Source organism: Sulfolobus tengchongensis, assembly GCF_036967215.1.
GTDB lineage: Archaea > Thermoproteota > Thermoprotei_A > Sulfolobales > Sulfolobaceae > Saccharolobus > Saccharolobus tengchongensis_A.
Genome location: NZ_CP146016.1, coordinates 1,759,965 through 1,773,623 on the forward strand (window position 1 = coordinate 1,759,965; position 13,659 = coordinate 1,773,623).

Annotated in this window: 9 protein-coding genes and 1 pseudogene; 3 read left to right on the forward strand and 7 right to left on the reverse strand. The window is 34.9% G+C overall.

The features are described from left to right. Nucleotides 1–29 precede the first annotated feature (29 nt). Both V6M85_RS08415 and V6M85_RS08420 read right to left on the reverse strand, forming a co-directional pair. Nucleotides 30–1,234: pseudogene (locus tag V6M85_RS08415) on the reverse strand (RNA-guided endonuclease TnpB family protein). 456 nt (nt 1,235–1,690) lie between these two features. Continuing rightward, the gene (locus V6M85_RS08420) at nt 1,691–2,437 is read right to left on the reverse strand and encodes a ParA family protein (RefSeq protein WP_338598721.1); all 747 of its coding nucleotides are present in this window, start codon (nt 2,435–2,437) and stop codon (nt 1,691–1,693) included. Nucleotides 2,438–2,976: 539 nt separating this feature from the next. Between V6M85_RS08420 and V6M85_RS08425 the strand changes: the two genes are divergently transcribed. Further along, nucleotides 2,977–3,309, forward strand: coding sequence for a hypothetical protein (locus V6M85_RS08425; protein WP_338598724.1), 333 nt, complete (start codon nt 2,977–2,979; stop codon nt 3,307–3,309). Between the two features lie 210 nt (nt 3,310–3,519). Here the strand turns inward: V6M85_RS08425 and V6M85_RS08430 are convergent, their stop codons facing one another. Further along, nucleotides 3,520–5,034, reverse strand: a complete 1,515-nt coding sequence (locus V6M85_RS08430) for an amidase (RefSeq protein ID WP_338598727.1) — start codon at nt 5,032–5,034, stop codon at nt 3,520–3,522. Nucleotides 5,035–6,045: 1,011 nt separating this feature from the next. Between V6M85_RS08430 and V6M85_RS08435 the strand changes: the two genes are divergently transcribed. Further along, entirely contained in the window at nt 6,046–7,326 is a 1,281-nt protein-coding gene (locus V6M85_RS08435; RefSeq protein WP_338598730.1) for an MFS transporter, read from the forward strand. A 657-nt stretch (nt 7,327–7,983) separates the two neighbouring features. Here V6M85_RS08435 and V6M85_RS08440 read toward each other — a convergent pair. Both V6M85_RS08440 and V6M85_RS08445 read right to left on the reverse strand, forming a co-directional pair. Further along, complete coding sequence (locus V6M85_RS08440) at nt 7,984–8,448, reverse strand: Lrp/AsnC family transcriptional regulator (protein ID WP_338598732.1); 465 nt, start codon at nt 8,446–8,448, stop codon at nt 7,984–7,986. 212 nt (nt 8,449–8,660) lie between these two features. Continuing rightward, on the reverse strand, nt 8,661–8,981 hold the full coding sequence (locus V6M85_RS08445; RefSeq protein WP_338598733.1) for a hypothetical protein: 321 nt from the start codon (nt 8,979–8,981) through the stop codon (nt 8,661–8,663). 67 nt (nt 8,982–9,048) lie between these two features. On the opposite strand from V6M85_RS08445, the gene V6M85_RS08450 reads away from it, so the two are divergent. Then, nucleotides 9,049–10,101, forward strand: coding sequence for an MFS transporter (locus V6M85_RS08450; RefSeq protein ID WP_338604692.1), 1,053 nt, complete (start codon nt 9,049–9,051; stop codon nt 10,099–10,101). Between the two features lie 288 nt (nt 10,102–10,389). On the opposite strand, the gene V6M85_RS08455 is transcribed toward V6M85_RS08450, so the two are convergent. Both V6M85_RS08455 and V6M85_RS08460 read right to left on the reverse strand, forming a co-directional pair. Further along, nucleotides 10,390–11,322 carry a mechanosensitive ion channel family protein gene (locus tag V6M85_RS08455; protein WP_338598736.1) on the reverse strand — a complete coding sequence of 311 codons (933 nt, stop codon included), beginning with the start codon at nt 11,320–11,322 and terminating at the stop codon, nt 10,390–10,392. 232 nt (nt 11,323–11,554) lie between these two features. Next, complete coding sequence (locus V6M85_RS08460; protein ID WP_338598739.1) at nt 11,555–13,612, reverse strand: xanthine dehydrogenase family protein molybdopterin-binding subunit; 2,058 nt, start codon at nt 13,610–13,612, stop codon at nt 11,555–11,557. Nucleotides 13,613–13,659 lie beyond the last annotated feature (47 nt).

Genomic DNA, 13,659 nt, shown 5'->3' on the forward strand with positions numbered 1-13,659 from the left:
GAAACTTTCTCCCCACTATTTTACAATGTCTAAAGGCTGACTTCCTCCCCGCCATCAAATGGCGAGAGTTCCCCCCATCGATTCGGAATTACATCTCTCATATAGGGGGCAGTCGCGAGGCTCAGAGAACCCCGCCCATACAAATTACACACAGCAATATAATCACGATGATCCTCAAAACCGCACTTCTCACACTTAAACGTCCTATATCCATTTCCTTTCAGCTTATTACCGCACTTGGGGCAAGTAGTTGAACTATACGCTGGCTTAACGTATATCACGTTCAATCCATGTTTCTTAGCCTGCCACTCAATCCAGTACTGCACGCGTCTGTACTGCATTAAATATAACCTATCTCTGTAGTCTTTCCTCAACCCTTTCACATGAGAAATCATATCTTGTTCAAGTCTTCCAACACGATGTAGTTAGCACCCAGTCTCTTTGCTTCCTCAACCACCCACTTACCAACCTTTTTGGCAAAGTCCTGCACAATATTCCTTGCCTTCATATGAAAGCTCCTAATCCTATTGAGAATCCTCTTATTCTCCCTCCACCTTCTTTGATATTTCTTCTGCAATTGCTCTCCTAATTTCTTAAAATGAAAAGCGTCATGGAGACGTGTTGGAATTTCTATAACCTGTTTATCATTACCTAACGTGATGAAGTCCATGTTTATGTCAACAGCCATAAGCCCCTTAACTTGCTTCTCTACTTGTACTTTCTTTTTCATAGTGATGTTGAGATACCAATCATCTCCTCTCTTGACTAGTCTTGCTTCTTTCACTTTGAAGTCCTTGTACTGTGAAAGATTGTGAGGATAACCAATGATTTTCACTTCTTCCCCCAGTATCTTAGCTGTCATCGTGTTGAAATCAAGAGTATAACTAGCTTTTGGCGTTAACCATAAGGAAACGTTTCTTAAGATTGGAAATCTCCCTTTTTTGGGATTCTTTAACCAACTTTTGTATGTAGCTGTGGCATCACGATAGCAATCTTGAGCAAGTTTTGATTTCAAACCAAATTTCTCCCTGAGGAGTTCATATAATGCATTATGTACTTCTTTTAGAGAGGTGGTTTTGTGTTCATATAACCATTGTAGAACGAACCTTTTAGCTTGCATATATTTCTCGGCTATGGGCTCCAGAGCCGAGGAGGAGATCTTCATTTTGATTGTCACGATCTCCTCCTCGATGGAGCTGTCCTCGCGGACAGTTCGCTCTGGAGCTTGTAGCATGAGTGTTTTTCTGTTTTTGCTTTTATTTTAACTTTTCGCGGGCATTCATCTCCGTCTTAAAAAGGCGAAGCTTTCTGCCCGCAATTTTTGTAAAATCTTCGAAATTCATTGACAAGGAGAACAAAAACCCAAATTTGCAAATCTTTCAAATCAAACTTGAATCGGTGAATTGACAAGCATTGAGAATTTTTTGAATTTCTCGTTAAGCGTAAAGATTATGTAGGAAATGTCTGAAAATCTACTTTGTAGAGTTTTCAGAAACTTACATTGATATTCTCTCCATAGTAAAAAGAGCGTTCCAAACCAGATAGTTTATAAACACCTCTACAAAGCACTGAAAGATCCATCATCTGACAGCGATTTTCTAAACTTCTAAGAAGTGCAATCTGTCCGTTTTGTGCTAAACTTGCAGTTTTATGTGAGTGAAACCTATAACTCGTCTAGACTTCGATCTGTTCACGTTTGGTTTATATACCTTTCGATAATTTTTCCTACTTGTATTAAATCCTCGTGTCTTCCTAGGTTATTATATTGTAGGAATTCTTGTTTAAACGGAATAGTCACGACCTCACAGTTTAATATATCTCTTATTTTCTTAATTTCTTCATTAATTTCCCTTTGTATATCTCCTATTTGAGGTACCATATTAATCACAAAAGCTAAAGGCTTGAAGTTTATTCGCATTCTTAAATCTATGTAATATCTTACATCTTTAATTACATCTTCTATCAAAGCATTAGTAATTCCCACTCCTCCAATAAGATAGTCATGAAAGTGTTTTCTAAATAAGTCAAATTCCGTGTATACTAATGGATCATTTGTTTTAAATATTCTCCCATAATCTACAATTATCACATCATAACCTTTAGAGATCACGTCCAAATAGGCTTTTATTAGCTTATCACTTTTAGTTTTAGCCCTTTCTTGTAGAATCTCTTCATTTACTGGATCACTATAGAATTTGAAAATAGTTAAATTGTCATTTACCTTATACTCATACTCCTCTTTACCTAAATCATCCGTTATAGCCTTGTGAAATCCCTTTCCATTAAAACCTAAAATTAGGGAACCCATTGACAGAAAATCCTTGTCAATGTAAAGAACTTTATATTTTTTATTAGAGAGATAAAAAGCAGTGTTCAGAGCCAATGTTGTCTTTCCTACACCCCCTTTAATACCTATGAAGCCAACTCTAAGCTTCATTATATTATAATGACAATTAATGGTTAAAAACTTTGGGCTTAAATTCTGAATTAATATTGCGTTTTCTAGATATATATAAACTTATGATATTCTTTTTTTAACCATAAAAATATTTGTCATGAGTATACCTAAATTTGCATGCCATTAACAGTAATCATGGAATTTACGTTATGTCTAAGAATTGAAATTGTTATAATTAACTTCTCTAAGTAAATCATGAGGGGAATTTATATGAGCGCTATTTCGGCTCATTAAATTTAATCAAGCTAATCCAAACTGAAAGCTAGAGTTGAAGTTTGTTTTGATCTAAAATATAATAGAACTCGTTGAATAGGAATCCATCTTAAGAATAATCTAAGTTAAATTTCAGATCTTACTCTCGCATGACTCTTTTAACTCCAAAATTGTAAATTACTAAAATTCCTTCACTACTCTGATAGTTCATATATTTCTTCAGATTAACATTAATTCTGATATCCCTTTATTGATGAAACTTAAGTATGACTAAGAATAAATAGCTAAAAATTGGAAATTAGGATATGAATGAGAAGCTCTTTAAGGAATATGAGAGGTTGAGAAATATCCTTAAAGACAATTTAGTAGGAATTGATATTATAAATAACGAGGTTATAGTATATGTTAAAAATAAGGTAAGTATACAAGGGTATAAAGTACTTGATCCCATAGATTATATAAAAGATCAAATTACTTCGGCAATAGGCAACTTAGTCAGAAATATAGAGGTAAAAGATGATGTTATAGAAGTTCACGTCAAGGATTACACACCTCAGATGTTTGAATTGATTTCTGTAATAGAGTATGAAACAAACAAAAAATTTAACACTCGTTTAACAGTAAGAGTTTTATCGTAGTTAAAAGTATTGCAATTAGTACCCTATATGTCCTTTTAAAGTGTGAGTCCATATGCATTTAACAGTAATTTAGGCATGGTCACAATTTAGATATCCCATTAATCAGATCCGCCATTAGTTGGTTAATCTCTGCTTAAATATTATTAGAATGAGTCTCGAATGATCTCAGCTTACATAACTTTTTGTCACAATTAATCAATTTCTTAGCTATTAGTGTTTGCTCTGTTCAAATGCATATGCAAGTTTAAGGACCTTATCCTCTTCAAAATGTCTTCCTATCAACATTAAACCTACCGGCAAGCCGTTTGAATACCCTACTGGGATATTTATTGCTGGATGTCCCGTAACGTCGAATGGTGCTGTATTGTTTATCATCCCTAGTGACATCATGAAATACTCCTCGAAGCTAGGTTCACTTTTGTATTTCATAGCTTTCATGGGTGTTGTGGGCATTGCTAGTGCATCATATCTCCTTAAGGCTTCATCGTAAGCTTGCTTTAACAATAACGCTAAATTTCTCGCTTTTGCATAATATTTATTGTTATATCTCGTTATCATGAAGTATCCCAATAGAAGTACTCCCTTAACGGTGTTTGGCAAATCTCTTGCTCTAGACTTTAATGAGTTACCAAAGAACTCAGCTATTTGGGTTTCAAATAACCCTTTTCTTCCCCATCCTAATCCACTTCCCAATATCATAGTCGCAGTTGCTCCTTCAATACCTATTGGAGTCCATATATCTAATCCTAACCTATGTAAAGGGATAGAAACTTCTTCAACCTTCACTCCAAGTTCTTCGAATTTTTTAATTGAACTTAATACTACCTCATCAACATCCTTTTCCGAATTGGGCCATCCAAATCCTTCCTTAACTATGCCTATACTCATTCCTTTAACCTCTCCTTCAATCAGTTTAGAGTAAGGCTTTACCGGAGGAGGAGGTAAAGTATCTGGTTGCCTAGGATCTAAACCATCTCTTCCTGCAATGACCTCTAAAAGTAATGCTAAATCCTTAACTGTATTAGCCATAGGTCCTAAATGGTCTAACGTAGGTTCTATAGAAAATGCACCAGTATAAGGAACTAGTCCATAAGTGGGTTTAAGGCCAAATATTCCAACCCATGAACTAGGAATCCTTATGGAACCACCTTGATCTCCACCTACTGCCATGTCGCAGTACCCAGATGCTACAGCTGCAGCACTACCACTAGACGAACCTCCAGCCATGTATTCTGGATTTCTTGGATTTAAGACTGGCCAAGGATAAGACGTATGACTACCACCGGAAAAGCATAAATCTTCACATGTCGTTTTAGCGACGATTTCTCCACCCTCATCTAAAATTCTGGAGACCACAGTTGCATCCATATTGGGTACGAAACCTTCTAACATTCTCGAACCGTTAAGCATTGGTATTCCCGCAACCATTATATTGTCCTTAATGCAAATTCGTTTTCCTTTCAACTTACCTTCATCTCTACCTTTAATTGAGGTTATCCAGGCTAATGCGCCATAAGGATTCTCTTCTCTTGTAGGAGGTCTACCTTGAGTTCTCTGATATTTACTCCCTAAATTATAATCTGGTAAGGAGTCTAATCGTTCATACGACTTAAGCTGAACTATAGCTAAGGATAAAAACTTCTTTAATTCTTCATCATCTAGATCTAGATTGAAATATTTTGATATTTGCCTAAGTTCATCTAAGGTGGGTAATTTTATATTCATAAAATCTTTATCACAATTATCACTAATAACTTTTTATGGTATTTTTAAGTTCAACAGCTTAATTATCATAACGTTTTCTTTAAGCTTAATCAGAGCATTAATAGACAACATAGCGATTAGAACGTAAATGTCAGATCTAGCTAGCTACTATAATATCTAATTCATTTCATTGTCACATGAAGACTTGAATACTCTACATTTGACTGTTAACGATAGTCATGAACGTTAGTAATTATTAGACCAGTTTTACATGAAAGTATTAGATGAAATATCCATATCATATAAGGAATTTGCAGGAGGCATGAAAGGGTCTTCCGCGATCCATTAAAACTATCTATTTAACATTTAATATCTCCGTCAGCACTCTTTGTCTCGTAATTATTTTCATATAGAATGACATATATTACATCATTCTCTTTATACATATCCCCTGCATCTATGTTATGACGTATTTATTGCGTCGATACTTTAAGTTGAAATTATGATTACAGAATCTTGATTGAATTGAAAAGGAAGTTCTATTTTCTTCTTAAGTAATACTGGATGAAAAGTAAAGTTATCAGCTTAATTATAAGCTAAGGTATTGATTATCCTAAAAGACGTTACATACTATCGCCCGATAATTCAGTTATTTTACGTTGTGAATTAGTGGGAGTCTTTAGACTAGTTCTTACGTGAAAGTACTAGTTTGAATGTCCATATCCTACTAAGACTTTCGGAAATAGTAATACTTGAAGATAATTCGTATGAACATGAATTTATACTAATCTAGATGATCAGAGTTTTGTAAACTAATTCATAATATAAAAATAAGTTAATCATTGTATATTATTATTATGTGAATATGACTAATTATGTTAAATAAAATCTGATTTTTAGGTAGAGAAACGGTCTTACCAATAATTGTTAGGTTGTACATTGTCCAAAACTCACGTGGGTAAATCATGAATTCATCTAATCCTGTATATATAAAATATAAAGGAAAGCTCAAATAAATAAAGAAAGAATGTTATGAAGGAAGAAACAAAAGTTTCAATAGCTGCTATGATAGGAATAGCTTTTGAGTTTTATGACTTCCTAATCTTTGGTTTTGTGTCCAGTACTTTGGCTGCACTTTTCTTCCCTTCCCACAATAAATTGGTTTCCCTATTGGACACATTAGCAGTATTCGCTACTGGTTTCGCTGGAAGACCTTTAGGAGCTATAGTTTTCGGTCATCTAGGAGATAAGATAGGTAGAAAATACACGTTAATAATAACCATGACGTTAATGGGACTGTCATCTTTGTTTACGGGTCTATTGCCTGGTTACGCTGTATTAGGTATTTTAGCTCCTGCGTTATTAACTACGCTAAGACTTCTTCAAGGTTTTTCATTAGGAGGAGAATTTGGTGGAGGAATAACGTTAACTGCAGAGTTTGCTAAGCCAACTAATAGGGCTTTATATGTAGGAGTTGCTCAAATGGCACAGGGAATTGGTCCATTAATGGCTACTGGGCTAATATTCATCTTTAGTAATATAATGACACCTCACGCATTTTCCTCAATAGGATGGAGGCTTCTCTTCGTTATAGGTGCCTTTATAGCTGTAATTGGAGTAATAATCAGACTTAAGATAACAGAGTCTCCAGTATTTAAGAGAGTTAAAGACAAAGGCGAGATCTCCAGAGTTCCATTAGTTGAGGCATTTAAAACTCATTGGAAGAAAATACTGTTAGGTTTAGGATTTATAGTTGGAGGAACTACACTAACATATGCTACTAGTGTTTTCGCTACTTCATATCTAGAGACAATCATTGGCGTTCCGGCTAAGGAGGTATCCTTAGCGTTAACAATAGGTTATGTAGTTGAGGCAATATCTATATTTATTTTCGCCATGGTTGCTGATAAGGTAGGGAGAAAGCCAATGATGATTGCTACCGCAGTGGGTCTATTAATTCTCGTTTATCCATATTTCTATCTAATATCCACTGGTCAATTCCCGTTAATAGTATTAGCACAGACATTAATTGCTATAGTTGGTTCATTTGGAACTGGAGCATACGCTGCTGCATTAACTGAGCTATTTCCCACAAAGGTGAGGTACACCGCTCTGTCATTTGATTACCATGTAGGCGTTGCAGTATTTGGAGGCACTACGCCGTTTATTGCAACTTACTTAATTTATGCAACTGGTTATAGATTGGCTCCAGTGTTTTGGGGAATTGCAGGAATGATTGTGACTCTGATTGCATATTCACTTTACAAGGAAACTAAAGGAGTAACCTTTGAAGGACAAGAAAGAGTAGCTTAAATATGTAATAGTTTCTATATTTTATTTTTTATCTAAGATATTAATTTTTATTTTTAAAATTAATTTAACGCAACAACTTGATAGAAGAAATTACTAGATGTATTGTCATATCTCTTCCTACTTTGTGTGTTTTCAAACCTTACTTTACTTTTTCATATTCTCCTCATAGTAAAAATAACGTACTAAACCAGATAGTTTACAATACCCCACAAAGCGTCTCTTCCTAAAAATTTTCAATTCTTGAAATTCTGAGGCTAAGCAGTAAAAACTTTAGCAAGTTAGAGGTCAATAGTTACTATGACGATAAGATGAGAATAAAATTGATTTTCAAGTTTCTCCGATAAATTTTTCATTATAAAAGGAACCTGATATTGTGTGTATCATTTGAAAACTAGACGATAATTCTATGAATAATCTTGATATAGAGAATAGCCTCAATTTTCAGAAAATCCACAAACTAGGAACCTGAACTTAATTTTGCTTTTCTCTATATTTGCTCCATTATAATGAAAAATTAGCAATTCTTTTTTTAAAAATGCAATAAATTAGACTATCATATTGTTTTGCGGAATATTTATAAACTATCGTATTTTAACATATTATGCTGTATATAGACAATTTAAAAAGTAATTGAGAATTTGAAAACTTCACAAACTGTTACCATATAACCAAATTTGGAGACTCCTTAATTATCTTTACTACAACTTGAGTGCTAGATCTTTCAATTTCTGGCATGCTCATTAATTTTTCTAGGAAATTTTCCATAAACTCTTCCCTATTCTTATATCTTGCCATAACTATGAAATCAATTTCACCTAAAACGAAGTATACTCCCCAAACACCTGGTAATTCACCTAGCTTTGATCCCAATCTGATATGATAATCTTTCCCGTATTTAGCCTTTATTAGACTAATCACTACATAATCAAGGTTTAACGCCGTGGGATCTATTTGCGTGTAATAACCCTTTATAATCCCTAGATTTTCTAATCTTTTTATTCTATAGGCCAGAGTAGATTTTGGAATTTTTAACTCCTTAGCCATATCGTTTAGAGAATATTTAGCATTTTTCTGTAACAATTTAAGAATTCTTAGATCCACGTTATCTATTATCTCACTCATATATATCGGATATTGTATGATTTACAACAATATAAGGCTGACTTTAGAATGTTGTATAAGATATGGCGATAAAGAAGCGTATTAATGTATAGGAAAGATAGAGAGACAAGTGCTAGCGTTAGATTTAACCCTATCTTCAGCTTCTGAGCAAGTTGTAAAAATAGTTGAATTTCTAGAGGCGATAGTGTGTAGCACCTAACAATTGAACTGATTTACGTTGTAAATTCGTATAACTGAAAATTATGAATTGAGGTTAATCGCCTCATCGCGGTTAACTGATTACAATTAGCAACAGAGGGTTGGTTCTCATTGAATCTCGTATACTTTGTATTCAACTTGAAGTTCATCGAAGTCATATTACCCATCATAACATTAGCGGGAAACCCACTCATGGTGAGGAAACTGAATATTTTTGACTTTCTTTCCACACTACCGTTCAAGAATTTATTATCTACATCTAGGGTGGTACCTAAAAATAAATTGTACTCGGAGTATTCAAATTCCACGCCTTTACGTAAATTATTTTCAACCACTCATAATTAGAAGACTTTATTTAGACCCAAATTACCTTTATCTTATGCGGGAAGATTTTTTCTCGTTATCTCCTCTTCATTGCCCGGTGTAATATGGGGAGCTAATACCATTATAATTCCTTTATATTTCAAATCTCTTGGTTTATCAACACTTCTTATAGGAGAGATTTTGGGTAGTGCTATTGTACTTAATACTCTTCTTTCATTATTTTTCGCCACATTAGGTGACGCATTTGGTAGGAAAAGATATATTATAATATCTCGAAGTGTATCTATTCTCTCATATTTTCTAATTCTATTTACTCCTTTTGCTTATCTTTTTGCTAACCAAGGTTACGGTCTCATTTCTTCTCTCATTGCTGAAAAGACCCAGGACTTGGACAAGATATTTGCATATAGAACGTCATTGAATATCATTTTCTCAATTATGGGTTCTCTACTACCTCTCTTCCTTTCATATATAGAGATTATTGTAATGGATGCTGGGATATTGATAGTATCACTGCTTCTTATCCTTCCAGTTAAAGAAAAATATAAGGGAACGAAGAAACTTTCATTACATCTCTCATCATTTAGGATAATAGGGAAACTTTCCACAGAAGCAATAATAGGTCTAGGTGCAGGATTCCTATTACCTATGTTATCACTATGGTTTAACTTGAAGTTTGGTGTTACTGCATCTTCTCTTTCTCCCATATATGCGATTTCAGAGGCTACTTTAGCATTGGGCACTCTTTTCTCACCTTATTTAGGGAGGAGACTTGGAAGAATAAGAACTATCTTCTTTACTCATTTATTAGCTATAATCATACTTTTCTTCATGCCATTTTCGCCTTCTCTTTTTATTGCGGGTGTTTTGTACGTTAGCAGAAATACTTTAATGAACATTAGTGGTCCTTTGATGAATTCCTTCGTAATGAAAATTGTCAAAGAAGAGGAAAGAGGAAGAGCTAACAGCATGTTACAATTACTTGATGCTATACCTAGATCTATTGGACCAACAATAACAGGATATCTATTCTCTTTCAATAATCTTTCCTTTCCATTTTTCATCACGGCTACACTATATTTGACGGCAACTATTCTCTTTTACTTCTTCTTCAAGGACGTAAATGTATGAATTTAATAATATGTGTTACAAGACACGACTATATTATTCGATCTCCTTTACTATTAGGGTATATTATTTATCAGCTAAAATAAATCTAAACTCAACCGAGAATTCCTCACTAATCTCATAAGCAGATTGATAGAACTTGATTAATGCTTTATCTTCAGCTCTAGAATGTGCTGAATATTAGCAATGCCTAATGAAACTCTTCGAAAACAATTATTTAAATTTCTGTAACTCTTTCCTCACTCTTTTTTAATGAGTCTTTTTTCTGAATCTTTAACCTCCAGGACATGATTAATGATCACTCCTTATTGTTCTCTTAAGACTTTCTTGTAGTTCCTTAATTGTCTTCATAGTCACTTTCAAAATTTCACTTCTCACTGGCTCTTCATATATAGTTTTACAAACGGTGTCTATAGCTAATATGTACGTATTGAATGTGGTTTCTAGCACCTTAATCGAAGGCTCTTCCAGTACGAATTCTAATTCCCTTATCCTCTCCTTTAATGTATTTATAACTATATCCGGATCCATATCCTTAGATACTTCGTATTTAGTCCTTACCTTTCTTCTCTCCTCTCGATTATGTATGAAAATAGCTGCTTGTATCATAATACTATTAGGTATCTTGACTGGAACTTGATCATCAGTATAGATAGTCGTATAAAGTAGTGATATATCAGTTACAACCCCAGTATATCCCGGAATAAGGAAATCGTTAGAGAAAAACTTAGGCGGATAAGTAGGGGCAATAAGACCGTATTGCCATGTGGATACAGTTATTCTGTCGCCAACTTTATAAGGTCTTGAAAAGACTAACATTATCCCACCGAAAATATTAGAAAGAACGTCTTGAGAGGCTAATCCTAGAACTAATCCAGCAAATCCACCTGCTGCTAATGCAGCACCTATACTCACTCTTAGCAGGATGAAGAATCCCACAAATCCTATGATATAACCTAACAATCTGGCTATGAAGGACACACTGGAGGCATTATCATAACCTATAATGTTACTGAGCCTATATTTTATAATGGATGAGACGAAATAGGAAACAATTATTGCTGCTATGAACCATATGGCAGCATAAACGTAAAGTAAGTAATCAGCTGGAAACAATTTAAATACGTTAGAAAGTACGAATACTGCAGCTCCAACTAATATCGCAGCTATTATCGAAGTAAGAACAAGTGCTATTAATCTTCTTTCGCTCATCTTGCCGGTCATAACAAACATATTACATTCATCAGTTATATACGTTTCTATTGAAATTAAGTAAGAAAGTTCTCTATATTTGAATTTATACGAGGAACAACATTCCCTAAGATTTTAATCCCTTTCACGAATTCATTTGATGAGCTCATTATAGACGTTAAAGTAAACACCCCACAGTCGTAATTTAAACAAAATCTCATGATTTTTTATAAGTAGAAAAGAGTAGATTCATAAAAACAGAGATCTACGTATTAGTGATTTCCCATGGGTAGATTGGTGTCTTATTGAATTTCCTTTTAAGTAATTTTTCTAACCCTATAAACACTGCAGGCAAAGCACCAGTAGTGCCAGCCTCACCGACTCCTCTACTCTTAGCTGGTAAAGATGACGGAAATTCAACTTCATTAACGTAAACCTTATAATTAGCCTCTACAGAGGTGGGAACGCCACAATCCGCTATTGAGGAGAATAACGGATTTCCATTGTCATCATAGGGTGCGTGCTCCCATAATACTTGCGAGATTCCTTGAAGGACTCCACCAATTATTTGACCTTCTATCTCTTCCTTAATTAAAGTTCTGCCTACATCGTCTACTGCATAATACTCAAGAACCTTAACGAAACCAGTCTCCTTATCAACATCTACAACTGCCACATGAGCGCCTGGTGAGAATATATCATTAGCCTTATAAAATACTTCTGCCTCTACACCTTCTAATTCCTTTAACGCTTTTTCTATAGGCATATTTACCTTATTGAGCAATTGCCTGCAAGCCTCAATAACTGCTGAGCCTCCAACAGTTGCAGTTCTTGATCCGAAGCTTCCAATTCCTTCCTTTACACCTTCTGTGGTATTAGTAACGACTTCAATTAGATCCGGAGAAATCCCCAGAACTTCAGACGCTAACTTTGAGAACGTATCACTATGAGCTTGTCCATGAGGACCTGCTCCAACATATATTTTTATCTTACCATTTTCTATTCTGGCTCTAGCGCCTTCACCAGGAGATAATCTTACAAAATCAGTAAATATTACTATTGATATTCCTTTGTCTTTGTGGGTTTCTTTCGCTTTTCTGTAGTATTTTTCTGCTTCGTTAAGCACTTCATTGTATCCCGCTGGATCTATTTTCACTCCCAATGGCGTCACATAGCCGTTATCTCCTATTAGGTTCTTCCTCCTTATCTCAACTGGATCCATTCCCAATTCCTCAGCCAAATCCTCTATCAACGTCTCGTGAATTAGGGCTGCCTCGGGCCTACCAGCACCCCTATAAGGACCAGTGGGAGGTAAATTAGTAAATACTCCATACGCTCTTATTGAAGCAAACTTAACCTTGTAAGGACCAGTTATTAACTGGGCTATAAACCCTGGAGTAGTAGGGTTTAGCGTATAATTATACGCTCCAAAGTCCACAATTACATTACCCTCTACTCCTAAAATTTCTCCTTGCTTAGTAGCGTACATTTTTATATCTGAGAGGACTCCTCTACCTATAATTGGATTCTTTAGATGTTCGTATCTAGTTTCTATCCACTTAACGGGTCTGCCTAATTTCATTGAAGCTATTACTGCAAGTACGTATTCTGGATGTGATGGTACCTTATTTCCGAAACCTCCTCCTACATTTGGTGCTGAGTAAACTCTGATTTTCTCTGGTGGTATGTTTAGCGCTTCTCTTAAATCATCCTTGACTCTAAAAGAAGATTGAAATGAGCCATATAGGTTAATATGCTCTCCATCCCAGTAAGCTATTACTCCTTTTGGTTCCATGGGATTCGCTACTACTCTAGTCTGATTAAGTTTCCTTCTTACAACAACATCAGCTTTGCTTTTAGCGGATAATTCACCCCCTTCAAGCAATTTATCAACGGAAATGTTTTTCTTTACCCCCGGATGTATTTCATCATCGCTATTCATGGCTTTTTCTACATCAACTATTGGTTTTAATTCCTCGTAATCTATGGATACCTCCTCAGCTACGTCTTCAGTCTTATACCTATCCTCTACAACAAAGGCTAAAATTGGCTGACCAACAAAGTTAACCCTTCCATCAGCCAAAACCGGCATTTTGACTATCTTTGACTGCTTCATGGTTTCTGGATCTGCTCTAACTGGCATGTAAGCTTTTACGTCATCCCATGTCAAAGAAAGTAATGCGCTTTCTGGCCTACTTATGCTCTTTATTATACCTCTTGCTATCGGAGATCTAACTACGTGAAGGTAAACCACATTTTTAGGAGATATATCATCTATGTAAGTACCCTTTCCCGTAATTTTTGGAAGATCTTCCTTTATCATCGTTATACATTTCTGTTCATAACTTAATAGTTTTTCTTAAAACTAGT